The organism is Methylobacterium sp. NMS14P (genome assembly GCF_028583545.1).
Lineage (GTDB): Bacteria > Pseudomonadota > Alphaproteobacteria > Rhizobiales > Beijerinckiaceae > Methylobacterium.
In genome coordinates this window covers 182,948-209,390 of sequence record NZ_CP087106.1, presented here as the reverse complement: position 1 = coordinate 209,390, position 26,443 = coordinate 182,948, and the positions used below count along the sequence as shown (strand labels likewise).

Here is a 26,443-nt window from a genome sequence, read left to right as displayed (position 1 = left end):
CCGTCAGTGCGCGCCGCCGGTCTCGACGAACTTGAACAGGAAGACCGCGGCGATCACCCAGACGATCGGCTTCACCTCCCGGGCGCGGCCCGCGAGCAGCTTCAGCGCCGCGTAGGTGATGAACCCGCAGGAGACGCCGGTGGCGATCGAGTAGGTGAACGGCATGAGCAGGGCCGTGACGCAGGCCGGCACGGCCTCGGTGAGATCGTCCCAGTCGAGCTCGACCAGCTCGCGCAGCATCAGGCAGGCGACGTAGAACAGCGCCGGCGCCGTGGCGTAGGCGGGCACCGCACCCGCCAGGGGCGCGAAGAACAGGCAGGCGAGGAACAGCACCGCCACCGTGGCGGCCGTTAGCCCGGTCCGGCCACCCTGCTCGACGCCGGAGGCGCTCTCCAGATACGCTGTGGTGCTCGACGTGCCGAGGAGCGAGCCCGCGAAGACCGAGGCGGAATCGGCCATCAGCGCCCGGTCGAGGCGGCGCATCCGGCCGTCGGTCAGGAGCCCGGCCCGGCTCGCCACGCCCATCAGCGTGCCGGTGGCGTCGAACAGCTCCACCAGGAACAGGACCAGGATCACGTTGAGCAGACCCGCCGAGAGCGCGCCCGGGATGTCGAGGGCGAACAGGGTCGGGGCGATCGAGGGCGGCAGGGAGACGATGCCCTGGAAGGTGTTGCCGGCGAAGACGAAGCTCAGCGCCGTGACGGTGAGGATGCTGGACAGCAGCGCCGCGCGAACCTTCCGGGCGGACAGGACGGCCACCATCAGGAAGCCCAGCACCGCCAGGATCGCCTCGGGCTTGTGCAGGTCGCCGAGGGTGACGAAGGTCGCCGGGCTCGCCGCGACGAGGCCGGCGTTCTTGAGCGCGATGATGGCCAGGAACAGACCGATCCCCACCGTGATGGCGATCCGCATGGAGCGCGGGATCCCGTCGACGATGAGCGCGCGCAGCCCGGTCAGCGTGACGATCAGGAAGCACACGCCCGAGATGAACACCGCGCCGAGGGCGGCCTGCCAGGTGAAGCCGAGCTGCTGGACCACCACGTAGGTGAAGTAGGCGTTGAGCCCCATCCCGGGCGCGAGGGCGATCGGGTAGTTGGCGTACAGCGCCATGATCAGCGAGCCGAGCGCCGCCACGAGGCAGGTCGCCACGAACACCGCGCCCCGCGGCATGCCGGCATCCCCCAGGATGCTCGGGTTGATGAAGACGATGTAGGCCATCGTCAGGAAGGTGGTCAGCCCCGCCAGCAGCTCCGTGCGCACGCTGGTGCCGTGCTCGGCGAGGCGGAAGGTGCGTTCCAGGAAGCCCGGCCTCGCCGCCGGCACCGCGTCCCGCGGGCGGTCCATCACGCGAGCCCGGCCCGGTCGGCCGCGACGGCCCGGTAGATCCTGTCGGGCGCGAAGGGGGTCGCGGTCAGGCGAGCCCCGGTCGCGTCCCGGATGGCGTTGCCGAGTGCCGCCGCCACCGGGTTGAACGGCGACTCGCTCATCGACTTGGCGCCGAGGGGGCCGACGCTGTCGTGGGTGTCGGCGAACAGCACCTCGGTCTCGGGCACGTCGGCGCAGGCGGGGATGTGGTAATCGCGGAACGTCTGCGTGACGAGGCTCCCGTCCTCGGCGACCTGGACGTCCTCGTAGAGCGCCGCGCCGAGCGCCTGCGCGATGCCGCCCTCGACCTGACCGCGGCACTGCATGGGGTTGATCACCCGGCCGGCATCGGCGGCGTGAACGCTTCTCAGGATCCGCACCGCGCCGCTCACCGGGTCGACCGCCACCCGGAAGGCGTGGACGTTGAACGCCACGGAGCGCGGGCTGCCGTCGGCCCGGCCGGTCGCTTCCAGGGGCCCGACCGCCGCCAGCGTGACCGGGCCGGCCGGCGTCTCGACCTGCTCGCCGGCCAGACGGCAGGATTCCGGGGTCGCGCCCGCGATCTCCGCGGTCCGCGCGCGGATCCGGACCGCGAGCGCCTCGGCGGCGCGCAGCGTCGCCAGACCCGCCACCACGGTGCCGGTGCTCCCGTAGGCGCCCGTGTCGTGACCGACGATATCCGTGTCCGCGCCCGCGATGCGGACACGCTCCGGCGCGGCGCCGAGGGCCGAGGCCGCGATCTGCCGATGCACCGTGCTGGTGCCGTTGCCGAACTCGGCCGTCCCGACGCGCACGGTGAAGTGCCCGTCGGCGTCCAGGCTGACCCGCGCGTCGGCGTGGTGGCCGCGCGGCGGGATCGTGTCGATCATCGCCATCGCCATGCCGGTCCCGGCGCGCCAGCCGGGCTCGGGCTCGGGCCCCGGATCGGCCCGCAGCGCGTCCTCGACCAGGGTGAGGCACTGGTCGAGCCCGTAGCTGCCGAAGATCACGTCGTGCGGTTCCAGGCTGTTCGACACCATCTCGTCGCCCGGCTTGACGGCGTTGCGCCGCCGCAGGGCGAACGGGTCCAGGTCGAGTTCGCGGGCGACCTCGTCCAGGGCGGATTCCAGCGCGAAGATCGTCTGGCTCAGCCCGTAGCCGCGGAAGGCCCCCGCCGGCACCGTGTGGGTGTAGACGGCGCGGCCGCTCACCTGCTTGTTCGGGCAGACATAGGCGGCCAGCACCTCGTGGCAGGCGTGGTGGATCACGCCGCCCGCGTGGTTCCCGTAGGCGCCGGTATCTGACAAAACGTCGAGGCTCAGCGCCGTGAGGGTGCCGTCCCGGCGGGCGCCGACCTTCACGTCCACCCGCATCGGGTGCCGCGTCGTCGTCCCGACGAACTGCTCTCGGCGGGTCAGCTCCCAGCGCACCGGCCGCCCGGTGTGCAGGACCGCGAGGGCGACGAGGTCCTCGGTCAGCATCTCCTGCTTGCCGCCGAAGCCGCCCCCGACCCGCCCGCAGACGACGCGAACCGCGTCCTTCTCCAGGCCGAACAGGTCCGCCAGCGCGTCCCGGGTCAGGAACGGCACCTGGGTGCTGGTGCGCAGTGTCAGGCGGCCGTCCTCGGCGCGCCAGCCGACGCAGCCGTGCGTCTCCATGGCGGCGTGCTGGACGCGCTGCGACCGGAACGTCCCGGCATAGACGAAGTCGGCCTCGGCGAGGCCCGCCTCCACGTCGCCGACCGTGCCGTGCACCTCGCCGGCGAGATTGGGATGGCTCTCCAGGGGCGGTGCGTCCTCGCCCGGGCAGTCGCGGGGGTCGTGGACCCGGGGCGCGTCGGTCTCCAGGGCGCGCTCCGGATCGAGGAGCGCCGGTCGGACCTCGTAGGTCACCTGCAAGGCGCGGCATCCGGCCTCCGCGGCCGCCTCCGTCTCCGCCACCACCGCGGCGACTCGCTGGCCGACGAACCGCAGGATCGGGTCGAGCACCCGCGTGTCCGAGGCGTCGTCCCGCGGGTCCTCGTGGCGCGCGGTCGAGAATCGGCGCGTCGGCGCGTCGGCGTGGGTCAGCACGGCCACGACGCCCGGCACGGCGCGGGCCGCCGTCGCGTCGATCGCGACGATCCGGGCATGGGCGTGCGGCGAGCGCAGCACCTTGAGATGGAGCGTGTCGCCGAGCGGCGCGTCCATCGTGAAGCGGGCGCGCCCGGACACGACCAGCGGCGCGGCCGGTGCCGCGAGGTTGCGGCCCACGGGATCGCCGCAGTTGCCGCTCTCGACCGAGCGCGCGCTGCCCGCGATGGCCTCGCGCACGGCGCGGTAGCCGGTGCAGCGGCACAGATTGCCCTTGAGGGCGGTGCCGAGATCCTGCTTCTGAGCCTGATCGAGGCTCGCCGCGGTCATGATCATGCCGGGCGTGCAGAAGCCGCACTGGAACCCCTGGGCCGCCAGGAAGGCCTCCTGCATCGGGTGGAACGCCGTGGGCTCGGCCGCCTCGGCGCGGCAGGGACCGGCCAATCCCTCGATGGTGGTCACGCTCCGCCCCTCGGCGCGGAAGGCCGGCACCAGGCAGCTGTGCACGGGCTCGCCGTCGAGATGGACCGTGCAGGCTCCGCAATCGCCGGCGTCGCAGCCCTTCTTCACGCCGTACCAGCCGGCCTCGCGCAGGTAGGTCCGGAGGCACTGCCCCGCCCGCGGCGCGCCCTCGTGCGCGGTCCCGTTGATCGTGAGCTTCATGGCGCGGCTCCCGGCGACGGCGCCGCGTCGAGCGACCCGCGGATCTCCTCGGCGAAGTGCCGGGTCATGTGGCGGCGCCAGTCGGGCCGCCCGTGGACGTCGTCGTGGTAGAGGGCGTCCGGGATCGCCTTCTCCAGCGCCCGCGCCAGCTCGACCGGATCCGGCACGCCGTCGAAGGCGAGGCGGAGCGGGCGTTTGACGGAGGCCGTGACGGTGAGCGCGAAGGCGCCGTCCGCGCCGCGCGTCCCGATCAGCAGCGCGCCGGACCGGCCGTTCGGGCTGAGGCTGATGCGGCGGAAGGCCGTGCGACGCGCGAGCGCCGCGGCCGGCATCGACAGGCTCCGCAGGATCTCCCCGGGCGCCAGGGCGTTCCGCTGCGGCCCGAGGACGAAGTCGAGGATCGGGAGGTGCCGCTCGGCCCCGTCGGCGGACCAGATCGTGCAGGTCGCGTCCAGGGCCGTCGCGAGGGCGATCATCGGACCTGCCGGGAGGGCGAGGCAGACGTTGCCGCCGACCGTGGCCACGTTCCAGATCTTGAACGAGCCGAGCAGGGCGCGGCAGCACTGGCCGATGAGCGGCGCCGCGTTCCAGCCCGGCGGCAGTTCGAGCCGGTCGAGCTGCGCGATCGTGCAGGTCGCCGCGAGGGTGAGGCCGTCCGCGTCGATCGCGTGCGGGGGCCATCCGAGCGTCGCGAGGTCGACGAGGCGCCGCGCCCCGACCTGCGGCTCGGAGAACAGCCACGTCCCGCCTCCCAGGCAGGCATCGCCGTCCGTCCAGGCGGGGAGCTCGGTCCGAGTCCTGGGCCGGACGACGGTCTCGATCGTGTTGAGGTCCATGCCCGCTCGCCGGTCCGAAGCCGGTTCGGCCCGGCGCTACAGTATGCCGGTTCTAATCATGCTCCGGTCAAGCCGCACCGACACCTTCGAACCTTGGCGCCCCCACTCTCGTGGCCCTAGGATGAATCAGACTTGCGTGAGATGGCCGGCGACAATCCGGTCGGAGATCCCCATGGCCCTGATGGCATCGCGGTACGGCAAGGAGCGGGTTCGCGTGCTGCGCCTCGCCCGGGAGGGAGACCACCACACGCCGCGCGAGCTGACGCTGTCGGTCATGCTGACCGGGCGCTTCGAGGCGGCCTGGACCGGAGGCGACAACCGCGCCTCCATCGCCACCGACAGCATCAGGAACATCGTCAACGTGACGGCGGCGCGGAACCTCGCGCTCGACGCCGAGGGGTTCGTCGCCGCGGTCGCGCGGGTGCTGCTCGACACCTACCCCCAGGTCGAGGCCGTCACGATCGAGGCGGAGGAGGTCCGCTGGCTGCGGCACGCGATCGCGGACGCGCCGCACGGCCACACCTTCACGCGGGACGGGAACGGCGCCGGCTTCGCGGGGCTGACCGCCGACCGGAGCGGGTCGACCCTGCGCTCCGGTCTGCGCGGCTACACCTTCATGAAGACCACGCAGTCGGGCTGGACGGGCTTCGTGGCGGACCAGTACCGGACCCTGCCGGACACGACCGACCGCATCGCCGCCACCAGCATGGACGCGACCTGGACCTGGGCTTCGGCCCCGCGCGATCACGGCGCGGCCAACGCCCGCATCCTCGCGACGCTGCTGACCGTCTTCGGCACCACCTACAGCCGCGGGATCCAGGACAGCATGTACCGGATGGGCGAGGCCGCGCTCGCCGCCGTCCCGGAACTAGCCGAGATCGGCTTCGTCATGCCCAACAAGCACTACCTGCCGATCGACCTCACATCGTTCGGCCTCGACAACCTGGGCACCGTCTTCCTGCCGACCGACGAGCCCTACGGCCGCATCGAGGCGACGATCGGCCGGACAGGCTGATTTGCCGGCGCCGCGATCGGCCCTCCGGCTCCGCGCGTGTCGTCGCGCGGCCCGTCGATCGCTGGCGGTAGAACCGCGATCCAATCATACAACCGCAAACTGGCGGGCCGCGGGTGCTCGCGGGCCACGCACAACGTGCGATAGTCGCGCCACTGATCTATGCTGGTTTAATACTCTCTGCAGCTGCATCGCTGTCTCTGCGCATATTACTATATAATCGATCATACTGCGTAATTGTCTTGATAGAGCGCGCCATCTTAACGGCCGCGCAACGGTGTCACCCTATTTCGGGTCTCGCTATAGCCGGGCATCGACAGATCTCTGACGTCGCCCAGCCCGATAAAAAGTGACTTCGATCAAGAACAACTTGATCTGATCGCACAGGTGCGCGCTTCGGCCGCACGCTCGTCACGGGATGCGGAGGAAACGATGTTCGCGCGCGCGAAGGCTCGGAGAGATCAGGCTGCCAAGCTCGCGGCCCTGGGCCGGTCTCTCGCCACGATCGAGTTCGCGCTGGACGGCACCATCCTCGACGCGAACCCGAACTTCCTCGCGGCGGTGGGCTACGCGCTCGAGGAGATCCGCGGCCAGCATCACAGCCTGTTCGTCGCGCCGGCCGAGCGGGAGAGCGACGCCTATCGGCAGTTCTGGGACAGCCTGCGACGCGGCACATTCGCGAGCGCCGAGTACAAGCGGCTTGCCAAGGGGGGCCGGGAGGTCTGGATCCAGGCCTCCTACAACCCGGTGCTCGACGCCGGCGGCAGACCGGTCAAGATCGTCAAGTTCGCCACGGACATCACCGCCCAGAAGCTGCGCGCCCTCGATCTCGAGGGGCAGATCAGCGCGCTGCACCGCTCGCAGGCGGTGATCGCCTTCTCGCTGGACGGCACGATCCTCAGCGCCAACGCCAATTTCCTCGACGCGGTGGGCTACCGGCTCGACGAGATCGTCGGACGGAACCACAGCCTGTTCGTCGGCGAGGCGGAGCGCGTCGGCGAAGAGTACCGGACGTTCTGGGCCGCCCTCGGGCGTGGAGAATTCCAGTCCGGCGCGTTCAGGCGGACCGGCAAGGGTGGCCGCGAAATCTGGATCCAGGCGACCTACAACCCGATCACGGATTCGGACGGACGGCCCGTCCGGGTCGTCAAGTTCGCCACCGACATCACCGCCCAGGTCCGTGAACGGCAGCAGCGCGCCGCCGCGCAGCGCGCCATCGGCGCGGAGCTGGACGCCATCGGCGACGCCGTCGCGGATGTGACCCGCCAGGCCGACGCGGCGGTCGCGCGCGTGGGCCGCGTGTCCGGCGACATCCGGTCGGTGGCCACCGGCGCGGAGCAGCTGTCGGCCTCGGTGGACGAGATCAGCCAGCACGTGAGCCACGCCGCCGAGACGGCCGGGCAGGCCGTGGAGCAGGCGCAGCGCACCGGCCGGATCGTGACCGGCCTCAGCGACCAGGCCGCGCAGATCGGCGAGGTCCTGGGCCTCATCGCCGGCATCGCCGCGCAGACGAACCTGCTCGCGCTCAACGCCACCATCGAGGCGGCCCGCGCCGGTGAGGCCGGTCGCGGCTTCGCGGTGGTGGCGTCGGAGGTGAAAACCCTGGCCGCGCAGACCGGCCGCGCGACCGATCAGATCCGCCACCAGATTTCCTCGACGCAGGCGGCGACCCGCGAAGCCGTCGACGCCATCGACGCGATCCAGGGCACCATCCGGACCCTGGACGCCGCCTCGTCGACCATCGCGGCGGCGGTGGAGGAGCAATCCGCGGTGATGCGCGAGATGTCGGGCAGCATGCAGACCGCCGCGCAGGACGTCGCGGCGATCTCCGGCGGGATGACCACGATCGCGGAGGCGAGCGGCCGGGCGGACCGAGCGACTCGGCAGGTCCGGGAGACCGCGCGGGCCTTCGGCTGACGGCGATCCGAGCGGGGGCCGCCGGATCAGCCCGGTTCGCCGGCTTCGTCCGCGCGCTCGTCCTCGACCAAGCGCCCGATCCGCGGGATCAGCGGGCAGCTCACCGTGCAGCGCAACCCGTCGGGCTCGAAGGCGAGCGCGACGGCCGCGCGCAGCTCGTAGCTCAACATCTCGGTGAGCACCTGCATGCCGAAGCCGCGCCGGCCCGGCTGCGTGACGCCGGTGCCGCCCGACTCCTTCCAGACGAGCGTCAGGTCACCGGGCGCGCTCTTCCCGTCACCGGCGACGGCCCAGGTGACGTCGACACCGCCCTTCGAGAGACCGAAGGCGCCGTGCTCGACCGCGTTGCTGCAGAGTTCGTGGACTGCCAGGGCCATCAGCTGCGCGGCCTTCGGCCTGAGGCGCACAGTCGGGCCCTCCAGCGTCGCCTGCTCGCCTTCGCGGATCAGGTGGATCATCAACTCGTCGGAGATCAGCGTGTGCAGGCTGACCTCGCCGAAGGTGTCGGCCGCGACCCGCACCCGCGCGATGGCGTCGAGCCGACCTTCGAGGTGCGTCGCGTAGCCGTCGACGGTTTCGGCGGTCTCGGCCGAGAGCCGCAGGACAGCCCGCAGCATCGCCAACGTGTCGCGCAAGCCGTGACGCAGACCGTCCGGTGTCCCGGACTTGTCCAGGAGGCGGCGGAGACGGGCGTTGTCCGCTTCGAGCTGCGCGAGGCGCGCGTCCGTTGCTTCAGGCTCTGCCATGTTCGCTCTCTCAGCGCCGAAAGCCGGGAGGGTTCGTTTAGCTCAGATAGCGTGCGGCGGTCCTGCGCCAGCATCACAGAGGGGTGATTTTTGCTCAACCGCGCCGGGTAAGCCGGCGCGACACCGCCTGATCTGAACACGTACCGACGCGAAGGGGTCAGGGAGTCACGGCAACCCGTTAAGTCGTCAGGCCGGCCGATCGCCGCAGATGTTGATCGCGTGTCCCGAGCCCGAGCCGATCGGGACACGATGATCGTCCAGGCTTTTCCGAACCGATCTACGATTCTCGAACCCGTGTTCGATTCAGCCAGCAATTCAAAAAAAACGCGGCGCCCCGGAATGCTCGCGGTAGCAGGGCTGCCATCGCGCGCCGCTTGTCGCGGTGTCATCGGGTATTTCCGGAGTAGACGTGGCCTTCGCTCAAGCAGCGCCATCGGCGCGCCGGTGGCTCGACGCATCGGCCCTCTCGACGGTCCCGACCCTGCGGAGCTCGCCGGCGGCTGAGCGCCGCTTTCGTGAGGATCCGGGCGACATCATCCGGTGGTGTGCTTGCCGGCCGATCCGCCGAGAATCGCGAAAACGCCAGCGGTAGGGCGACGGGCGCGCCTGCCCAGGGGGGCTCGCATACGCCCGACGCCGGTCCCGTGTCCGACCCCTGTTCCGGCCCCGCTAACCTTCTCCGAGGCCCTCGCCTACCCGTGACCGCACTCGATGCGCGGGAGACAGATGCGTGGCGGAACGAAGCTTGCGGAAGGCGGGACGGCTGGGGCGGCTCTGGCCCGGGCGCGCGGCCGCCCTTCCGCCCGCACCGCGTTCGCCGGGACTCGCTGCCCTTCCCGAGCCGCCACCGCTCCGCGGCCTCACGGCCTCGGAGTTGATCGCCATGGCGCGGCAAGCCCGGGCCGTGTCCGATAAGCGGGATCCGGCAAAAACCCCGGGCATTTCCTGACGTCCGCTGCACTCGGCCGGGAGGTCCCCATGGGGTTGGTCGCCTTCATCGTCTTCGTGTGTCCCTGGATGGGGGTCGCCGGTCTGCTGTGGATGCGCGCCCAGCAGTCCAAGCCGCTCTGACGCGGCCCTCACCGCGGCGGCCCGCCGCGATGAACCCGGCCGCGATTCATGTGTCGACGCGTTCGCCTGGCAGCGCCTCATAGGGGGTACTTCCGCCGCCAGCGGACCACGGAGCGGATGTTCCGTGTCCCCTGCCAGGGCCGGACTCTCCGCGGGGGAAACGGGGCGTCCGGCCGGCCAACCCGCGCCTGCCGCCGCACGGCTGCTCGCCCCACAACATCGCGCGTCCTCTCAGTATTGCCCATCGATATAGATCTCCGATGTCTAAGAGTGCGATAAAAATGCTTTGAATGCGGACCTTGATGCAAAAATGCAGTCTATAATTCCAATTAATAGACTTTGAAAGCGTAGAAACGTTTCGAATGAACTGGCGATGACGATCATCGCGAGCGATTGATTTTCTGCAGATTGTAAAATAGATGCCTCATGGAGGTCTCGACTCGGGCAGAGTCTATGGTGTACCGTCCGATCTGGAGCAGAAATCATTGTAATCTGCGTCTCAGAACAATTGTGATCGGCTTCTCAGCCTCGATGTTCTGTGTCTCCATCGCGATCGGGTGCGTTACGGCGGTCCAGTTCGGCGCGATCGATTTTGCCAGTCGATCTCTGGCCCGAGAAATTACGGCTGTCAGGCTTCTCGGCACCATGAAGCAGCTGACACAGGAACTCCGTGCGCTCGACCATCTGGCGCACGCCGCATCCACCGTCGCGGTGCGCCGCGACGACATCGACCGAAATACGCGGGCGCACGAGGCATTTACGAAGGCCTGGAGCGCCTACGCGCCCACCGTCAGGACGGCGGACGAGCGGAAACTGGCGCAAGGTCTGTGGGAAGCCTGGCAGCATTTCCTGGCCGCGGAGGCCGAGGTGGCCGCGCACGACCGTGCCGGGGAACGCGATCTCGCCGACACGGTCCTGATGACAGCGCTGCAGGCCGACGCCGCGGCCGTCACGCGGGCGGCCGATGCGGTGCTGACCGACCGCGACGGCGTCACCGGGCTGGTCGAGGCCGTCGATGCCGCCGATACGACCTATCGCCTGGCGCTCGCGATCGGCCTGTTGAGCGCCGCCCTCGCTGCCCTGGGGCTGGTGCAACTCGCCCTGCGCCGCGTCGCGCACCCGATGACCGCGCTGGCCTCCGCCCTGCAGCGACTGGCCGACAAGGATCTCACGGTTGCGATCCCATCGACCGCGGGTGCCGTCGAACTCGGCGTCGTGGCGGCCGCCACGAGAGCCCTTCAAGAGATCCTGCGCCACGCTGAGCTGCGGGACGCGGAGGCTGCTCGGGTGCGCGCGCAGGGCGAGCGGCGGCGCATCGTGGTCGAAGAGGCGACCGGGCAGGTCGAGACCACGATCGCCGGCATCGTCGAGACCGTGTCTTCCACCGCTGCGGCGCTGCGCGGGACCGCCGACGGCGTTGGCCGGGCGATCCGCGAGACGGAACGTCGATCGGCCAGGATAGGTGCTCTGCTCGAGCGGACGCGATCCAGCGTCCGGCGGATCGCCGTCTCTGCCGATGAGTTCGGGGTGGGGGTCGAGGAGGTCGGGGCGCGGGCAGCGGCCGCCGCAACCCTGGCCGGGATCGCCGCGGCGGACGCGGTGCAGTCCACCGCCCGCGTGCAGGCGCTCAGCGGCGCCGTGGACCGGATCGGCGACGTCGTCCGCATGGTCGCCAAGATCGCCGCCCAGACCGATCTTCTGGCGCTCAACGCCACGATCGAGGCTGCCCGTGCCGGCGACGCGGGCCGCGGCTTCGCGGTGGTCGCTTCCGAAGTGAAGGTCCTGGCCGCTCAGACCAAGGCGGCCATTGACCTCATCGGCCAGCACGTGGCCGAGATCCGCGGCTCGACCGCGGAAGCGGTGTCGGCAATCGCGGGCATCACGGCGCGGGTCGAGGACATGAGCCGCGCGGCGCGTGCCATAGGCGATGCCGCGGAGCGGCAGGGCGCGGCCGCGCGGGCGGTCGCGCTGACCGTCGCGGAGGCGACAGACGATACCGAGCGGCTCGGCGCCGACAGCGCGGACGTCGCCAGCACGCCCGAGGCGGCCGATCCGGCTGCGACCGCCGTGCTCACCGCGGCGGAGCGCCTGACGCGGGACACCGCGCGTCTCGGCGACGAGATCGCCGGCATCTTGGAGAGCCTCCGTGCCGCCTGAAACGGGGCACGCGGCGAGCGGGACGGAACAGGCCTCATGAGCTCAACCGAGTGGGCGCGTGGCCGCTTCATCGGCGGGTCGCTCCGGACGGGAACCCTCGTCCTCGCCCTCGGGGCTTGGGCGTTTCCGGCCTCGGCTGCCACGATCGCGATCCTGACGCCGCCGGCGGCTGCCGCCCGGCGCCTGCACGACGGCCTCGACGAGCACGCGCGCGCGCGCGGCGTGGAGGCCCGCTTCGCCGAGGCACCTGAGGGTGCGGGCGAGGTGCAGATCGCTCAGGTGCGGAAGTTCATCGCCGCGAAGGTCGACGCCCTCGTGGTGATGCCGGTCGACCTGTCGGCCCGCGAGGAGATCACCCGGCTGGCCCTCGAGGCGGACGTCCCGCTGGTCCTCATCGGTCAGGGCCCGCGCGCGGACTGGTTCGCCGGACGGGTCACGCATGTCGTTCCGCACGACCTCGTTGCCGGGCGTCTGCAGATGCGCAAGCTCGCTCAGATGCTGGGCGGCACCGGGCGCGTCGCGCTCATCGCGGGCAGCGCCTCCGATCCCGCCTCGGTGCTCCGACAGAAGGGCGCCAGGGACGTGCTCTCCGTGAGCCCGGGACTCCGGCTCGTCGCGGAGACGACGGCCGATGGGGGCCGCGCGCCGGCGCGGGCCGCCGTCGCCGGGTGGCTCACCCGCGGCCTCGGCATCGATGTCATCGCCGCCGGCAGCGACGAGATGGCGCTCGGCGCCGCCGAGGCGGTCGAGGCTGCCGGGATCCCGGCGGGCCGGATCCTCATCGGCGGCGTGGATGCGACCGCCGACGGCATGCAGGCGATGCAGGACAAGCGCCTCGCCGTGACGATCTACCAGGACGCCGGCACCCTGAGCCGTCGCGCGGTCGACGACGCCCTCGCGCTCATCCGGCGCGAGCCGGTTCCGCACGTCGACGGGGTCCCGTGCGAACTCGTCACGGACCGCATGTCGACCACCCATTTCGCGCGCTAGAACCGCACCGGCCGGGCGCGCGTCGGTCGCCCCGTCGGCGATCGAGGCGGTCGCCGCGCCAATCCACGCCATCAATGCGCCATCAGGCAGCAGAGACTGCTCGCCTGCAGGACGTCGCGGGTAGCGCCGCCGAAGGCCCACTCCCGCAGGCGCGAGTGGCCGTAGGCTCCCATGACGATCAGGTCGGCCTCCTGCGCGCGGGCGAACCGCAGGATCTCCTCCCCATCGCTGACCGCCGTGGTCAGCAGGTGGGTCGTGACGGCCGCGCCGTGGAGCCTGAGATGGGCCGCGACCTCCTCGGCCCCCTCGAGGCGGGCGCCCTGACCGGTCGTCACGACGAAGACCTGGCCGGCGGAGCGCAGGAACGGAAGGGCGCCCGAAATCGCCCGCCGCGCCTCCGGCGTATCCTTCCAGGCCACGACGATCCGCTTGCCCGGTTCCCCAGCATAGTGCTGCGGGACGACGAGGACGGGGCGCCCCGCCTCCATCAGGACGGGGGCGACCGCCACGCCGAACGGGCTCGGATCGATCTCGGTGTCGCCGGCACCGCCCACCACGATCAGGTCAGCGGCGCGGCCCCGCTCCACGAGATGGGCGAACGACCGGTCCGCGCCGCCCCGCCAGGCGGTGCGGGGCGCCGTGCCCGCGCACCGGGCGAAGACGGCCTGCGCGCGCTCGACCTCCTGCAGGATCTTCGCCTTCGAGCGCTCGTACTGGGCCTGCGCGTCCCGGATGTCGTGGGCGAAGAGCGGCGCCGGCACCTCGGCCGCGGCGGCGCCGGTGAGCGTCGCGTCGAAGCGGCGCGCCAGCGCGGCCGCGAGCCGGACGCGGTCGGCCGTCGCCTCGGCGAAATCCACCGAGACCAGGATGTTGGCGTAGGACATGGCGCTCTCCTCGCGAGCCCTGACCGGGACCCTGCGCCACCGTCGCCGCACGCGCGGGCGACGGCCTTGATCCAGCGCAATCGCGCCGAAGCCCCCGGATTCGCGGCTGCGGCCTTGAGCTGAATCAACGCGTCCGCCTCCGGGCCGCGGCAGAGCTGCCGCGTTCGTCCCCTCTGGAGACCGCGATGTCCGCCCTCGAACTGCCGAGTGCAGTCAATCTCGCGCGAGCCCAGTTCGCGCTCACTGTCGTCTGGCACTTCCTGTTCCCGGCCTTCACCATCGGGCTCGCGAGCTACCTCGCCGTGCTCGAAGGCTTCTGGCTGCGGACCGGCAGGGCCGTCTATCTGGACACCTACCGCTACTGGCTCCGCATCTTCGCGGTCGCCTTCGCGATGGGCGTCGTGTCGGGCCTGGTCATGAGCTACCAGTTCGGCACCAACTGGTCGGTTTTCGCCGACCGGACGGCCCCCGTGCTCGGGCCGCTCCTCGGCTACGAGGTGCTCACGGCCTTCTTCCTGGAGGCCGGCTTCCTCGGCGTCATGCTGTTCGGCCTGGAGCGGGTCGGCAAGGGGCTGCACTTCCTGGCGACCTGCCTCGTCGCCGTCGGCACCCTCACCTCGGCGTTCTGGATCCTCTCGGCCAATTCCTGGATGCAGACGCCCACCGGCCACGTCGTCGGGCCGGACGGCCGCTTCAACCCGGCCGACTGGTGGGCGATCGTCTTCAACCCGTCCTTCCCCTACCGCTTCGCCCACACGGTCACCGGCGCCTACCTCACCACCGCGATGATCGTCGGCGCGGTGGGCGCGTGGCACCTGCTGCGCGACCGGGCCAACCCCCGGGCCCGTCTGATGTTCTCGATGGCCATGTGGATGGCCGCCGCGGTGGCCCCGGCCCAGCTGGTGATCGGCGACCTCCACGGCGGCAATTCCTACCAGCACCAGCCCGCCAAGGTCGCCGCCATGGAGGGGCATTTCCGGACGGAGCGCCGGGCCCCCGCGATCCTGTTCGGATGGCCGGACGCGGAGGCACGCGCGGTGCGGGACCGGATCGGGATCCCCGGCCTCGCCAGCCTCTACCTGACCCACGATCTCGACGGTGAGGTCCGCGGCCTCAACGACATGCCGCGCGACCTCTGGCCGACCAACCTCCCGCTGGTGTTCTGGTCGTTCCGGATCATGGTCGGCCTCGGCCTGCTGATGATCGCCCTGGGCCTCGCCGCTCTGTGGCTGCGCCATCGGGGACGGCTCTACGACACCGCCTGGCTGCACCGCTTCGCCGTCGGCATGGGGCCGTCCGGGCTGATCGCCGTCACGGCCGGCTGGACGGTGACGGAAGCCGGTCGTCAGCCCTTCACCGTCTACGGCGCCCTGCGCACCGTCGACAGCGTGTCCCCGGTGGCGGCCCCGGCCGTCGCCGCCTCGCTGGCGGCCTTCGCGGCGGTCTACCTCGCGGTGTTCGGCACGGGCATCTGGTACCTCCTGCACCTGTTCAACCAGGCGCCGCACGCCCACGAGCCCGGCCCGCCCCCCGGACAGCCGATCCGCACCGCCGGCATCACGCCCGCCCCCGCCCTCGTCGCCGGCGCGCAGGATGCCGCCCGCCCCCTCGCGCAGCCCGCGGAGTAGTCCCGATGTCCCTCGACCTCACGCTCATCTGGGCGCTCCTCATCGCCACCGCGGTCTTCCTCTACGTGGTGATGGACGGCTTCGACCTCGGAGTCGGCATCCTGTTCCCGGCGGTGCGCGGCAAGGCGGACCGCGACGTCATGGTCAACACCGTCGCGCCGGTCTGGGACGGCAACGAGACCTGGCTTATCCTCGGCGGCGGCGGGCTGTTCGCGGTGTTCCCGCTGGCCTACGCCACGATCCTGCCGGCCCTCTACATGCCGCTGATCCTGATGCTCCTGGCACTGGTCTTCCGCGGCGTCGCCTTCGAGATGCGGTTCCGCGCGGCCTCCCCCGCGAGCCAGCGGACCTGGGACCGGTCGTTCTCGTGGGGCAGCTACGTGGCGACCTTCTGCCAGGGCATCTGCCTCGGGGCCCTGGTCCAGGGCATCCGGGTCGAGGGTCGGGCCTACGCGGGCGGCTGGTGGGACTGGCTGACGCCGTTCTCGCTGCTGACCGGCGCCGCCCTGGTGGCTGGCTACGGCCTGCTCGGCGCCTGCTGGCTGATCTGGAAGACGGAGGGCGAGCTCCAGCTCCGGGCCTACAGGCTCGCGCGCCGGCTCGGCCTCGCCACGCTGGCGGCCATCGTGATCGTCTCGGCCGCGATGCCGATCCTGAGCGAGGCGTTCCGGGCGCGCTGGCTGTCCTGGCCGAACCTTGCCCTGGCCGCGCCGGTGCCGGCCCTGGTCGCGCTGCTGGCGTGGCGCTTCTTCGTCGCGCTCGATCGTCGGGCCGAGGTCGCGCCGTTCCTCTGCGCCCTGGGGCTGTTCCTGATGTCGTATGTCGGGCTCGGGATCAGCCTGTGGCCGATGATCGTCCCGCCGGCGATCTCGATCTGGGACGCGGCGACCCACCCGAGCAGCCAGGCGTTCCTGCTGGCCGGCGCGGTGGTCCTGGTGCCGATGATCCTCGCCTACACGGCCTACGTCTACTGGCTGTTCCGCGGCAAGGTCGCGGCGGGCGCGCCGGGCTATCACTGAAATCGCGGCCCGTCGGGGCGCGGGCGGCAGGGATCGGCGCGGGCCGCGTCGGTCCCTGCCCTCTCGCGCTCCGCCTCACGGGCCGGCACGGGCGCCCTTGACGAAGCGCGCGACGTCGTCCGCGACCGAGAACCGGAGACTGAACGGGAAGCTCATCGCGTGAACGATCTGCCCGTGGCCGAGACCGGGGTAGATCTTCATGGTCTCCTGGCCGTCGAAGCCCCGCAACTCGCGGTCGAGCGCCAGGGTTCCGGCGGGATTGACGTCGAGATCCGCCGCACCGGTGGCCAGCAGCATCGCGGGGTGGGAATCCGCGGCGTGGTTGATCGGCTGCATCGCCGGGTCGCTGCCCACGAACACCTGGCGATCCTGCGGATCGGTCAGCGCCGACGTCGCGTAGGGCCCGGCCAGGCCGACGATGCCGGCGAGCTTGGCGGGACTGGAGCCGGCCCGCTCGAGCCAGGTCCGGTCGAGCCCCAGCATCGCGGCGGCCCAGGCCCCCGAGGAGTGCCCCACGACGGTGACACGGGCGGGATCGCCGCCGTACTCGGCCGCGTGCGCGATCGTCCAGGCGACGGCGGCAGCGTTGTCCGCGAGGATGTCCTGGAGGGTCGCCGCCGGGACGTGGCGGTAATCGGGGATGACCGCGACGACACCCCGCCGCGCGAAGGCCGCACCGACATAGGCGACCTCATCCTTCGATCCGGTCCGCCATCCGCCGCCGTACAGGAACACGGCGACAGGGCGCGGCTTCCCCGCGGCCGGCCGGTAGATGTCCGCCCGGTGCTCGCTCCCGGCAGCGTAGGGGACGCCCTTGTCGACGTGGACTTCGAGCGGCGCGAGCGCGTTCAGGACCGCGAGGGTCAGGCCGACGATCTTGTCACCCAGGTAGCTCAGCATGGAGTCGGCCTCCGCGAGGGTCGGAGTTCAGGCGCGTCTGGGGACGGGCTTCGTCGGCGGTCGCGCTACGTCAGCTCGACGACGCCGAGTCGGTCCGTGACCGGGATCGGCACCCGCCTGTCCGCGGGAAGATCCACCACGCGCACGGCGCCGTCGTCGTCGAAGCGATGGAGGCGCACCCGCCGGGGCTGGCGCGACAGGCGGAGCTCGGCGGTCCGCACCGGCACGTCCGGCCGCGGTGCGCGGCTGCGCCGGTCCCACCCGTCGAGGCCGAGCCAGATCGGGACGAGCGTCGCCCCGTCTCGCCGCGCGAACCGCGCGGTCACGAGATCGGGAACGGGGCCGGCGAGCGTGACGTCGCGATCGGCCGGAACGGCGGCGCTCTCCGCGGTCGGGGCGCCGAACAGCCGGACGAGGTTGCGCACCGCGGCGAAGGCGGGGGTCGGGCGGCCATCGTGGGCGAGAAGGCCGAAACGGCTCTCGGGATCCGCGTCGCCGCGGTCGAAGCTGGAGATCAGCTCGTACAGGTAGGTCCGCCGCACGCCCTGGAGGTAGCTCCAGAGCAGCATCCGCGGGAGGTACCGGGCGCGCAGCCCCGGCGAGATCGGCAGGTGGGCGCTGCCGGTGGCGAGCGCCGTGTGGTAGCCGTTCTCGGTCGCGATCACCGGCGCCTCGCCGAAGACCGGCCGCGCGGCCGCGACGAAGCGCGCGAGGCTGCCGCCACCGTCGGTCTCCGGGTGCTCGGCTCCCGGATAGGCGTGGATGTTCGCGAGGTCGACCACCGCGGCGAGGTTCTGCGCCGCCGCGACGTTGCCCTGGATGTAGCTCGGCCCGGCAACCCGCACGGCCTCGGCCCGGGCATCCGCCCGGACCGCGCGGAAGAGTGCGGTCTGATGATCGGCCGACAGCCGCGCGAGGCCCGGCCGCGCCGCCACCGGCGGCTCGTTGCCGCCCTCCGCCACGAGGAGCCCGTCGCCGGCCCAGCCGGCGATCTCGGCGAAGCGCTCCGGGGGCACGCGCGGCCCCGGCGTGAGCCCGTCGTAGAAGATCAGGCTGAAACGGTAGCCCCGGTCGGCCAGATCGGCGATCCGCTCGAACTGCCCGGCCGGCTCGTCGCCGACGAGCACGATATCGTCGCGCAGGTGGCGGATCCCGAGTTCGTCGAGCGCCTGGGCGCAGGCGGCGAAGCGGTCGACGTAGGGGCTGCCGCGATGGCCGAGATGCACGTTGACGCCGATCGAGTCGATCAGCGCCTCGCAGCGGTGCAGCGGTTCGGCCGCGACGGCTCGACCGGCCGCCAGAGCGCCCGCCGCCAGGGCGAGGGCCGACCGGCGCGTGAGGCGAGTCACGTCCGGCCCGCCAGGGTGAGGCTGCCGCGCGGCGCGGCGGCCTCAGCCGCGGCGGTGCGCGTCGCGTGGGTGTGCCGGACGGCCCGCAGGAGGTCCTGCAGCGCCTCGGCGACCCGGGCCTGGGCCGCGCGGGACCCGAAATTGTGGTCCACGCCCGGCACCACCGTTACGGGCGCGCCGACGCGGCGGTCCGCTGTTCCGGGCGAGCGTCCGAGATGGCGGCGGACGGCCGCGAGCCCGGGATCGCCCGCGCTGTAGAGCAGGCGGATCTCGGCGCCCCGGCGCCGCAGGGCGGCGATCCGCCGGGCGGGCGAGCCCCCGAGCGGCCCGGCACGGAGAGTCCGGCGAATTCGGCGGATCGCGGCCTCGATCCCGCGCCGGGCGAGGACGGTGGCGATCGCGGCGATCCGGATCTCGCCGCGCATCAGCCGCCGCCACGTCGCACCCCGCTTGAGCAGGGCCGCGTAGGTGGACGCGCTCCCGAAGGTCTGCCGGATGACCTGGTCGAGGTCCTGATCCGGATCCCAGTCGAAGCAGTAGAGATTCAGCAGGAGCGCCCCGTCGACCCTGCGGTCCCGGCAGAGGGCGTGGAAGGCCGCGTAGGCGCCGCTGCATCCGCCCACCAGAATGATCGGGCCGCCCGTGGCAGCGATCTGATCGATCGCCGCCACGACGTCGGCGAACCCGTCCGCGGCGAAGAGGGGCTTGCGGCCGTCCGGCCGGTCGTCGCTGTCGCCGATGCCGCGCAGGTCGAACCGGAACGACGCGATCCCCTCCGCGGCGAGGCGCCGGGCGAGATCCGTGGTCTGGCGGCCCCAGCCCGAGTGCACGCTCATGCCGGTCGAGACGAACAGGATGGTCGGCACCGGTCCTTCCGCCCGATCCGGCCGGCACCGGATGCCGAGCAGGCCGCGCGCGAATCGAACCGGCACCTCGGTCCAGCCCGGCCCGGTCAGGCCGTTCGGAAGTTTGCTACCGGCGACGGTGCCGCCAGTTCGTGGCCCGGCGGCCGGCATGCCCTCGGTCGCGAAGTCGATCACGCGGGCGAAGTCCGCGGTCGGGATGTCGGAGAAGATCGGGTCGGCGACGAGCGCCGCGAGACCCGGGAACGCACCGGTCGTCACGTCGCAGCCGAGAGCGCCGAGGCGTGCGGCCAGCGCCTTGGTGTCGGATGCGAGGAGCAGCGCGCGGCCGGCCGGCGCCCGATCGAGCCGCGCGAGGTTCAGGTCGGCGAGATCGGCGAGGAAGGCCGCCTCCATCCGGAAGCCGCCGACGGTGAGGTTGTCCGGGTCCTGTGCCGGGGCCGACCCGTCCGGCAGGCGGCCGATCGTCTGCGCCCGCAGACGCATCTCGCGCAGATAGGCGCGCCCGGTCGTGACCGGCGCCAGCAGGACGAGGCGGTCCACGGCCTCGTCCTGACCGGCCAGGGCCGCGAAGGTCGCGCCCAGACGCAGGCCGACCACCACGATCTCCGTGACGCCGGCCGTCGCGCGCAGGAACCCGATGGCCTGGCGGACCGCCGCGACGCAGGCATCGACCCGCGCCTCTTCGGGATCGGACGAGTCGCCCTCGCCCGCATAGTCGAAGCGCAGAGTCGGGCAGCCCGCCGCGGCGAGGCTCTCGGCCAGGAAGCGCCAGGGCCGATGCGCGGCCATCTGCTCGAAACCGTAGGCCCCGCAGAGGATCACGCCCCGGGTCCCGGCCGCCGGATGAAGCCACCCGAACAGCCCCTCGAAGGTCACCGGCACCGCGGCCTCGAACCCGACCTCAACCGTCATGACCGAATTCCACGATCTCATCGCTGTTGATCGCCCGCACCCGCCCGCGCGGAGGCCGGGCGGCCTCCGCGAAGGTGACGATCCGGCTCGCTCCCGGCGCGAGATGGAAGCCGCTGTCATCCGGCCGCGCGCCGGGGGCCAGCACCTGGATGCCACGGGCGAAGCGGTCGGTGCTGATCCGCAGACCGGGCCCCTCCGCGGTCGCGACCGGCTCGGCCCGGAGACCGATGGCCGATCGATCGACCGGCCGCGCGCCGGGGACGTGGAAGCTCTCTGCGATCGCGCTCCCGTCGGCGTCGCTCAGTTGCGCGTGGGCGAGATCGTGGATCCGTGGCCCGAACCGGTAGCTGTCGGCGGCGTCGAAGAAGCGGCCGAGCAGGGCGGCGGAGGTGAGCGTCAGCGCCGACCGCGGGCCGGCCACGAGGTCGCGCTCGGCGCGCGCCGCGACGCGGCCACCGGCCTCGCAGAAGGTCAGAGTCAGGGTCAGCGCCCGGGCCTCGGCCGTCTCGTTGAGGATGTGGACGTGCAGGCCGTCGAGGCCCTCGTCGGTGAGGAGGACCTGGACCGGGCGGAAGGCGCGCTTCAGCGCGTACCAGGCGGATTTCGGGCGCTGAGTCCAGTCGATCACGCCCCAGCCGGCGCCGGGCGCGAGGTCGCGCAGCATCAGGACGAGGCCCCCGGCCGTCGGCGAGCGCGGCCGGCGCCACTCCGCGAAGGTCGCCTCCATGACCTCCGCCACCGCGGCGCGGCCGAGCTCCAGGTAGCGGTCCGGATCTTCGGCGCGCAGCGCGGCCGGATCGACGCCGTAGAGCGCGCCGACGTAGTGGTCGCGCACCGTCTCGAAGTCCCAGTCGGCGCCGCGGTCCTGAGGGATTCCGGACTGCCAGAGCGGGTCCGCCGGCCCGGTCGGGCCCGGCGTGCCGGGCTCCGGCGGGTTGGCGAAGGCGAGGCACTCGCTGGCGAAGCCGACCTCGGCCCGGCGGGCATCCTCGATCGGCCGTCGATAGGCACCGACCCCGAAATAGTGGGTGCAGCCCCCGCGCGGCGAGAACGGCAGGTCGCCGCCGGAGGGCGAGTTCGGCACGACGACGAGATCGGGGCGCAGCGCCGCCACGCGCCCGGGCAGGGTCCCGGCGCAGAACGCGTCGGCCCAGACGGCGCGCGGCGCCCCGAGCATCGCTGCCTGCTGCCAGACCTCGCTCCCGCCGCAGATCACGCAGAGCGACGGCGCGGTCTGCGTCCGGTCGAGGAAGCCCGACAGCTCGCGGTCGAGCTCGGCCGCGAAGGCCGGGTCGGCGTGCGGGTAGTCGAAGTTGGCGAGCATCAGGTCCTGCCAGACCAGGATGCCGAGCTCGTCGCAGAGATCGTAGAAGTCCGGGGGCGGATAGAGCGTCGTCCCCGGGACGCGCAGCATGTTCATGCCGGCCGCGCGCGCCAGCCCGAGCAGCGTGCGAGCGCCGTCCGAGCCCAGCCCGACGAGGTCCGGCGGCGTCCAGACGGCGCCGCGGCAGAAGACCGGCACGCCGTTCACGGCCAGCGCGAGACCCTCCTCGAACGGCCGCGTGAGCGCCAGGGTCCGGAAGCCGACGAGGCCCAGGTCGACCCCCGCATCGTCGACGCGGACCTCGACCGGGTGGAGGTTCGGCACCCCGTGGGTATGCGGCCACCAGGGCGCGATGCCGGGCAGCGCCAGGGCGCCCGCGAACACGCCCGGCTCGACCTCGGCGAGCGGGGCTTCGCCGCCGCCGCACCGGAGGCGGACGGTGCCGACCGGTCCGTCGACCCGCAGACTCACGGCCAGGCGGCCGATGTCGCCGTCGAGGGTCGGACGCACGTCCGCGGCGGATACCCGGAGGCGGACAGGCTCGACCGTCAGCGGGCGGTAGGGACCGACATGGTCGATCTCGGGACACCAGCCCGGCATGAATCCGAGGACGCTGGTGCGCAGGTGGCGCAGCGACCCGGGCGTGATCATCCGCGGCCGCCAGCGCCCGCGCTTGGCCGGACGGTCGAGCGCCGCCCGGAGCGCGCGGAAGCACAGCGCGAGCTCGGAGGTGCCGCCGAGATCCACGTCGACGACGTGCTCCTCGAACATCGAGCGGGTGCAGAGGACCGGGATGCCGTCGAGCCAGATCTCGGCGATGGTGGCGAGACCCGCGAAGCGCAGCCGGGCCGGGCCGGAGCCGGTGAGGTGGGTCCGATACCAGACGTCGCGGTCGTGGATCGGCTCCGGCGCCGCGGCGCTCCAGCGTCCGGCCGCCTGCAGGGCGGCGGCGGCCGTGCCGGGAACCTCGGCCGGGATCCAGTCGGTGACCGCGTCGAGGTCGCCGGGCCCTGCGCAGGCGCCCGGCGGCGTCGCGGCGAGCCGCCACGGCCCGAGCTCGACCTCCGGCGCCCGATCGTCGACGCTGCGGATGCGGGCCATCGCGGCTCTCAGCCGTCCAGCGCGCGGTCGAGGTCCGCGAAGACGCGATCGTAGGTCGCCGCGAGGCGGTCGAGGCGCGGCGCCATGCCCTCGGCCGAGCGGCGGTGGAAGGCGCGGGCGAGCTGGAACTGGAAGGCCTTGGCCTCGCGGCTGAGATCCGCGGCGGCCGCGGCGGCGGGCGCGAATCCGCCGGCCTCCCGGGCTTCGAGCCACGTGAGATGGCTGGCGAGCATCTCGAAATTGGCGCCGAGCTGGCGCGTCGTGTTGAAGGCATAGGCGTGGAACACGCCGAGCGGCCGGACGACCAGATTCCCGGCACTCGCCGCGAGGGCGTCGCGGAACGCCAGGACGGGGTTGCGCCGGGGCGCCCGGGCTCGATGCCGGACGAGCAGTTCGCGCGCGACCGTCGGCAGCTCCGCCGTGCCGAGCGGCGCGGCAACGGCCTTCACGAACTCGGCGTAGGGCGGCAACGTCGCCGGCCCGAAGATCCCGGCGTAATCCGCCCCCGAGAGCCGGAAGCGACCCGCGTTGTGCAGGTAGTCGAGTTCCTGAGAGGCCGGATCGAGGGCCAGGATCCCGATCGTAGTCTTGCCGTGCTCGCGGCCGTAGGTGGTCCCCTGCGTGTCGGGCAGGTGGATCGCGTCGACCTCGACCAGGACCGGCCGGCCGGCCGCGGCCTGGATCACGGCGTGGTTCTCGAGGCCGCCGTAGACCGCGAGCTCCAGCACCTCGAGACCGTAGAGCCGCTCGATGTCGCCGGTCGGCGGTTTGAAGAAGGTGAACTGGTCGCCTTCGAAGTCCTGCCGCAGGGTGAAGCCCAGCATCGCCTCCGGGACGAGGCCGCGGCCGTGCAGGAGCTCGATCCAGAGGTCGACGTAGCAGTTCGTCTCCGGCCAGTCGCGGCCGGAATCGTGGAGCGGATGCGGGACGTACGGTCCCGCGGCTCCGAGACCGTCCGGCAGGCGCAGAGCGGCGGTCACCGCCTCAGCCCCACAGCTCGGCGCGCACGGCCTCGGGCCAGGCGGCGAGATCGAGCCCGTGGTGGCGCAGGAGCGCCAGGGTGATCCGCTCCAGGCCGAAGCCGACGCAGGCCGTGTGGGCGACCTCGCCGTCCGCCTGACGCAGCTCCCAGGTGCTGCCGAAATGATCCTGGTGATAGTTGAAGCTGAGGCAGGCCGTCGGCTTGTCGACGCTGTTGACCGGGACGTTCAGCTCGAACTTCAGCCCCTGCGCCCGCTGGTTGTTGGCGAGCATCCGGCCGGCGCGGCCGAAGAACGGGTCGTTGGCCGCGTCGATCGCGAGGGGGAGGCCGAGGGCGCGGATCATGGCCGTGCCGCGCTCGAGCCAGGATTCGCGGAAGGCCAGAACCTGCTCGGGGCTGCCCATGCGCACGTACTCGCGCATCCGGAAGAGCTGCATCCGGGTCGGTTCGAGCGAGGGCTCGCGCCGGAAGCAGTAGGATTGCAGGTCGAACAGGCGGCCCTCGGCCGGCAGCGCGCCCCGCGCGGCGGCGACCGGGTAGACCGGGTAGCAGGCCGCGGGCGTCAGCACGATGTCGGTAGCCTCCTGCTGGCCGGTCCAGTCCGTGCCGGCCTCGAGGCACGCGAGGATCTCGGCGTGGCCGCGCGCGTCGCCGCAGAAGCTGTGGACGGTGCCGGCGAGGTTCGGGAAGCCCTTCAGGTAGCCGCTGCGCTCGAAGGCCGGGCGGCTCATGGCCGGCGGGAAGCGCAGCACCTCGGCCCCCTCGGCGTCCCCGAGGCGCGTGATCATCCGGTCGAGGGCGTCGACGACGCTCTCGAAGCCGCCGCTGCGGCCGTAGAGGCCGTCGACGCCGGTCCGGACGAGCAGGCCGTGGTCGAACAGGCGGTCGAGGAAGGTCGGGCCGCCGGCCGGCTCGTCCTCGAGCACGACGTCGCCGGGGGGAGAGGAGATCGATTCCATCACGCGCTCATGAGCTGGCCGCTGCCCTTCTGCACGAGCAGGAGCTTGGCGGTGTTGGCGAGGATGCGGTCGTTGCCGATCATCAGCGGCGCGGAGAGGACGTCGCGCAGCGGCCGTCCCAGGCTGAAGGGCGTGTCGTTGCGGTAGCCGGCGAGGCCGACGATGGCGAGCGCCCGCCGGACGATGTCGACCGCCATGTCGGAGACGGTGATCTTCAGGTTGTTGAGCATCACGCAGAAGCCGACAGACCCGATCGTGTCGGCGTCCCCGTGTGCGTCCTCGAAGCGGCGCAGGGCCGACACGATGGTGCCGCGCATGGCTTGGTGCGCGTTGGAGACCTCGGCCAGGCGCGTCGCGGTCGGCGGGACCTGCCCGGGCCGGCGCCGCGCCTCGGCCTGCACGAAGGCGCGGGCGCGATCGACCGCGTAGGTCGCGATCCCGTACCAGACACTGCTCCACAGCAGGTGCGAGGAGGCCAGCATCGACTGGGCGGCGATCTCCGCGAACGGCTTCGGAAGGATCTGCTCGACCGGGACATTCCGGGCCTCCAGCCGGAAGCCGTCGCTGCAGGTCCCGCGCATGCCGAGGGTGTCCCAGTCCCCGGTGCGCACGAGGGAGATCTGATCGGCCATCAGCGCGACGAGGACCTGATCGGACGTGGCCGCGTCCGGATGGCGCCGGGCCGTGGCGAGGATCAGGTCGGCGTGGGCGCCGTAGGAGATCACCGACGCGTCCTTGCCGAGGGCGAAGACCTCGCCGGCGGTCTCCACGGCGCAGAGGCTGTTGCGCAGGTCGCCGCCGATGCCCGCCTCGGTGGTCGAGGAGGCGACCAGCAGCTGCTCGCGCGCGATGCGCTCCATCAGGCGTCCGTGCCACGGGCTGTCGAGGCCGTGCGTCACGAGGCTGGACACCTTGATGTGGTGCATCGCGAAGACCATCGCGGCCGCGCTGCAGGCCTGCCCGAGCGTGCTGCACAGCTCGGCGATCTGCACCAGCCCGGCCCCCTCACCGCCGAACTGCCCCGGGATCTGAAGGCCGAGCAGCTGCTCGGCCTTCATCGCGGCCACGGCCTCCTCGGGAAAGCGGCCCTCGCGGTCGACAGCGTCGGCGTGGCGGGCCGCCACCGCCGCGGCCCGCTCGGCGCGCGCGGCGAGCGTGCTCATGCGGCTTCCTGCTGGATCAGGGTGGAGACGGCCTCGCGGATCGCGCGGATCGACGAGAACGACTTGCGGTTCAGGAGCTCGTCGGGGAACTCGATATTGAAGCGCTCCTCGAGGCCCAGCATCAGCTGGACCGAACCGAACGAGTCCAGGCCGAGATCGAAAAGGCTGTCGTCCTCGGAGAGCTGGTCGGCCTTCCCGGCGAAGGCTTCGTTCGAGCCCAGAATCTCACGGATATCTTGAGCGATGTTCAAGGCGGAACTCCTTATACCGGTTGTCGCGACGCTATTGAACGGATCGGCCCGCCGTCAAATTATCTATTGATTAATAGTAAATAGCGGTCCGCACTGGTCAGGACAGGGCTGCGGGCCGTGCAATCAGGAGCCCGATGCAGCCGGTGGCCCACATTTGGCGGCGCCACCTTTACGATCACTTTCCAGCTCTTGATTTCGTGATCGTCCGTCCAGCGATTTCGCGGATCTAGCGGCTCAAGCGCGTAAATGGCCAGCGTGGTCTTAATTCGGTACGCGGCGGCATTTAGGACGATTCCG

General features: G+C 72.0%; 19 protein-coding genes. 6 read left to right on the top strand and 13 right to left on the bottom strand.

The features are described from left to right. Nucleotides 1-3 precede the first annotated feature (3 nt). From LOK46_RS01015 to LOK46_RS01005, 3 genes are read right to left on the bottom strand one after another with little or no spacing between them, the layout of a single operon-like run. Nucleotides 4-1,344 carry an NCS2 family permease gene (locus LOK46_RS01015; protein ID WP_273562071.1) on the bottom strand — a complete coding sequence of 447 codons (1,341 nt, stop codon included), beginning with the start codon at nucleotides 1,342-1,344 and terminating at the stop codon, nucleotides 4-6. After that, a complete protein-coding gene (locus LOK46_RS01010) occupies nucleotides 1,344-4,079 on the bottom strand; it encodes a molybdopterin-dependent oxidoreductase (RefSeq protein WP_273562070.1) in 2,736 nt (911 codons plus the stop codon). Before LOK46_RS01010 ends, LOK46_RS01015 begins: the two co-directional genes overlap by 1 nt. Continuing rightward, nucleotides 4,076-4,915: an FAD binding domain-containing protein gene (locus tag LOK46_RS01005; RefSeq protein ID WP_273562069.1), complete on the bottom strand. Its 840-nt coding sequence runs from the start codon at nucleotides 4,913-4,915 to the stop codon at nucleotides 4,076-4,078. Before LOK46_RS01005 ends, LOK46_RS01010 begins: the two co-directional genes overlap by 4 nt. Before the next feature lie 172 nt (nucleotides 4,916-5,087). On the opposite strand from LOK46_RS01005, the gene pucL reads away from it, so the two are divergent. Next, nucleotides 5,088-5,930: a factor-independent urate hydroxylase gene (gene pucL / locus LOK46_RS01000; protein ID WP_273562068.1), complete on the top strand. Its 843-nt coding sequence runs from the start codon at nucleotides 5,088-5,090 to the stop codon at nucleotides 5,928-5,930. 429 nt (nucleotides 5,931-6,359) lie between these two features. Beyond that, nucleotides 6,360-7,844 carry a methyl-accepting chemotaxis protein gene (locus tag LOK46_RS00995; protein ID WP_273562067.1) on the top strand — a complete coding sequence of 495 codons (1,485 nt, stop codon included), beginning with the start codon at nucleotides 6,360-6,362 and terminating at the stop codon, nucleotides 7,842-7,844. A gap of 26 nt (nucleotides 7,845-7,870) precedes the next feature. Here LOK46_RS00995 and LOK46_RS00990 read toward each other — a convergent pair whose 3' ends face one another. Next, nucleotides 7,871-8,590: an HWE histidine kinase domain-containing protein gene (locus tag LOK46_RS00990; protein WP_273562066.1), complete on the bottom strand. Its 720-nt coding sequence runs from the start codon at nucleotides 8,588-8,590 to the stop codon at nucleotides 7,871-7,873. 1,524 nt (nucleotides 8,591-10,114) lie between these two features. On the opposite strand from LOK46_RS00990, the gene LOK46_RS00985 reads away from it, so the two are divergent. Together LOK46_RS00985 and LOK46_RS00980 are read left to right on the top strand one after the other, a co-directional pair. Then, on the top strand, nucleotides 10,115-11,818 hold the full coding sequence (locus LOK46_RS00985) for a methyl-accepting chemotaxis protein (RefSeq protein WP_273562065.1): 1,704 nt from the start codon (nucleotides 10,115-10,117) through the stop codon (nucleotides 11,816-11,818). Between the two features lie 36 nt (nucleotides 11,819-11,854). Further along, nucleotides 11,855-12,808: a substrate-binding domain-containing protein gene (locus tag LOK46_RS00980; RefSeq protein ID WP_273562064.1), complete on the top strand. Its 954-nt coding sequence runs from the start codon at nucleotides 11,855-11,857 to the stop codon at nucleotides 12,806-12,808. A 71-nt stretch (nucleotides 12,809-12,879) separates the two neighbouring features. Here LOK46_RS00980 and LOK46_RS00975 read toward each other — a convergent pair whose 3' ends face one another. Then, nucleotides 12,880-13,692 (bottom strand): universal stress protein, encoded by an 813-nt coding sequence (locus LOK46_RS00975; protein WP_273562063.1) that lies wholly within the window; start codon nucleotides 13,690-13,692, stop codon nucleotides 12,880-12,882. Nucleotides 13,693-13,877: 185 nt separating this feature from the next. Here LOK46_RS00975 and LOK46_RS00970 point away from each other — a divergent pair, with 185 nt between their 5' ends. Then, a complete protein-coding gene (locus tag LOK46_RS00970; RefSeq protein ID WP_273562062.1) occupies nucleotides 13,878-15,320 on the top strand; it encodes a cytochrome ubiquinol oxidase subunit I in 1,443 nt (480 codons plus the stop codon). A 5-nt stretch (nucleotides 15,321-15,325) separates the two neighbouring features. Continuing rightward, nucleotides 15,326-16,339, top strand: a complete 1,014-nt coding sequence (gene cydB / locus LOK46_RS00965) for a cytochrome d ubiquinol oxidase subunit II (protein WP_273562061.1) — start codon at nucleotides 15,326-15,328, stop codon at nucleotides 16,337-16,339. A 75-nt stretch (nucleotides 16,340-16,414) separates the two neighbouring features. On the opposite strand, the gene LOK46_RS00960 is transcribed toward cydB, so the two are convergent. From LOK46_RS00960 to LOK46_RS00925, 8 genes are all read right to left on the bottom strand, one after another. Beyond that, on the bottom strand, nucleotides 16,415-17,239 hold the full coding sequence (locus LOK46_RS00960) for an alpha/beta hydrolase (RefSeq protein ID WP_273562060.1): 825 nt from the start codon (nucleotides 17,237-17,239) through the stop codon (nucleotides 16,415-16,417). 65 nt (nucleotides 17,240-17,304) lie between these two features. Continuing rightward, a complete protein-coding gene (locus LOK46_RS00955; protein ID WP_273562059.1) occupies nucleotides 17,305-18,588 on the bottom strand; it encodes a hypothetical protein in 1,284 nt (427 codons plus the stop codon). Continuing rightward, nucleotides 18,585-20,366 carry an alpha/beta fold hydrolase gene (locus tag LOK46_RS00950; protein WP_273562058.1) on the bottom strand — a complete coding sequence of 594 codons (1,782 nt, stop codon included), beginning with the start codon at nucleotides 20,364-20,366 and terminating at the stop codon, nucleotides 18,585-18,587. The genes LOK46_RS00955 and LOK46_RS00950 overlap by 4 nt, the downstream gene beginning before the upstream one ends. Further along, entirely contained in the window at nucleotides 20,356-22,791 is a 2,436-nt protein-coding gene (locus tag LOK46_RS00945; protein WP_273562057.1) for a glycosyl hydrolase 2 galactose-binding domain-containing protein, read from the bottom strand. Before LOK46_RS00945 ends, LOK46_RS00950 begins: the two co-directional genes overlap by 11 nt. Nucleotides 22,792-22,799: 8 nt before the next feature. Continuing rightward, on the bottom strand, nucleotides 22,800-23,771 hold the full coding sequence (locus LOK46_RS00940) for a DUF1839 family protein (protein WP_273562056.1): 972 nt from the start codon (nucleotides 23,769-23,771) through the stop codon (nucleotides 22,800-22,802). 4 nt (nucleotides 23,772-23,775) lie between these two features. Then, nucleotides 23,776-24,732 carry an amino acid--[acyl-carrier-protein] ligase gene (locus tag LOK46_RS00935; RefSeq protein WP_273562055.1) on the bottom strand — a complete coding sequence of 319 codons (957 nt, stop codon included), beginning with the start codon at nucleotides 24,730-24,732 and terminating at the stop codon, nucleotides 23,776-23,778. Then, nucleotides 24,732-25,895 carry an acyl-CoA dehydrogenase family protein gene (locus LOK46_RS00930; RefSeq protein ID WP_273562054.1) on the bottom strand — a complete coding sequence of 388 codons (1,164 nt, stop codon included), beginning with the start codon at nucleotides 25,893-25,895 and terminating at the stop codon, nucleotides 24,732-24,734. The genes LOK46_RS00935 and LOK46_RS00930 overlap by 1 nt, the downstream gene beginning before the upstream one ends. Beyond that, nucleotides 25,892-26,140, bottom strand: coding sequence for an acyl carrier protein (locus LOK46_RS00925; RefSeq protein WP_273564729.1), 249 nt, complete (start codon nucleotides 26,138-26,140; stop codon nucleotides 25,892-25,894). Before LOK46_RS00925 ends, LOK46_RS00930 begins: the two co-directional genes overlap by 4 nt. Between the last annotated feature and the right edge of the window lie 303 nt (nucleotides 26,141-26,443).

Excerpts from the sequence above, each read along its gene's own strand:
- LOK46_RS01015 (WP_273562071.1), bottom strand. The coding sequence starts at position 1,344 with ATGGACCGCCCGCGGGACGCGGTGCCGGCGGCGAGGCCGGGCTTCCTG.
- LOK46_RS01005 (WP_273562069.1), bottom strand. The coding sequence starts at position 4,915 with ATGGACCTCAACACGATCGAGACCGTCGTCCGGCCCAGGACTCGGACC.
- LOK46_RS00975 (WP_273562063.1), bottom strand. The coding sequence starts at position 13,692 with ATGTCCTACGCCAACATCCTGGTCTCGGTGGATTTCGCCGAGGCGACG.
- LOK46_RS00945 (WP_273562057.1), bottom strand. The coding sequence starts at position 22,791 with ATGGCCCGCATCCGCAGCGTCGACGATCGGGCGCCGGAGGTCGAGCTC.
- LOK46_RS00980 (WP_273562064.1), top strand. The coding sequence starts at position 11,855 with ATGAGCTCAACCGAGTGGGCGCGTGGCCGCTTCATCGGCGGGTCGCTC.
- LOK46_RS00930 (WP_273562054.1), bottom strand. The coding sequence starts at position 25,895 with ATGAGCACGCTCGCCGCGCGCGCCGAGCGGGCCGCGGCGGTGGCGGCC.
- pucL (WP_273562068.1), top strand. The coding sequence starts at position 5,088 with ATGGCCCTGATGGCATCGCGGTACGGCAAGGAGCGGGTTCGCGTGCTG.
- LOK46_RS00990 (WP_273562066.1), bottom strand. The coding sequence starts at position 8,590 with ATGGCAGAGCCTGAAGCAACGGACGCGCGCCTCGCGCAGCTCGAAGCG.
- LOK46_RS00985 (WP_273562065.1), top strand. The coding sequence starts at position 10,115 with ATGGTGTACCGTCCGATCTGGAGCAGAAATCATTGTAATCTGCGTCTC.
- LOK46_RS00995 (WP_273562067.1), top strand. The coding sequence starts at position 6,360 with ATGTTCGCGCGCGCGAAGGCTCGGAGAGATCAGGCTGCCAAGCTCGCG.
- LOK46_RS00935 (WP_273562055.1), bottom strand. The coding sequence starts at position 24,732 with ATGGAATCGATCTCCTCTCCCCCCGGCGACGTCGTGCTCGAGGACGAG.
- LOK46_RS00970 (WP_273562062.1), top strand. The coding sequence starts at position 13,878 with ATGTCCGCCCTCGAACTGCCGAGTGCAGTCAATCTCGCGCGAGCCCAG.
- LOK46_RS00950 (WP_273562058.1), bottom strand. The coding sequence starts at position 20,366 with ATGACGGTTGAGGTCGGGTTCGAGGCCGCGGTGCCGGTGACCTTCGAG.
- LOK46_RS01010 (WP_273562070.1), bottom strand. The coding sequence starts at position 4,079 with ATGAAGCTCACGATCAACGGGACCGCGCACGAGGGCGCGCCGCGGGCG.
- LOK46_RS00960 (WP_273562060.1), bottom strand. The coding sequence starts at position 17,239 with ATGCTGAGCTACCTGGGTGACAAGATCGTCGGCCTGACCCTCGCGGTC.
- cydB (WP_273562061.1), top strand. The coding sequence starts at position 15,326 with ATGTCCCTCGACCTCACGCTCATCTGGGCGCTCCTCATCGCCACCGCG.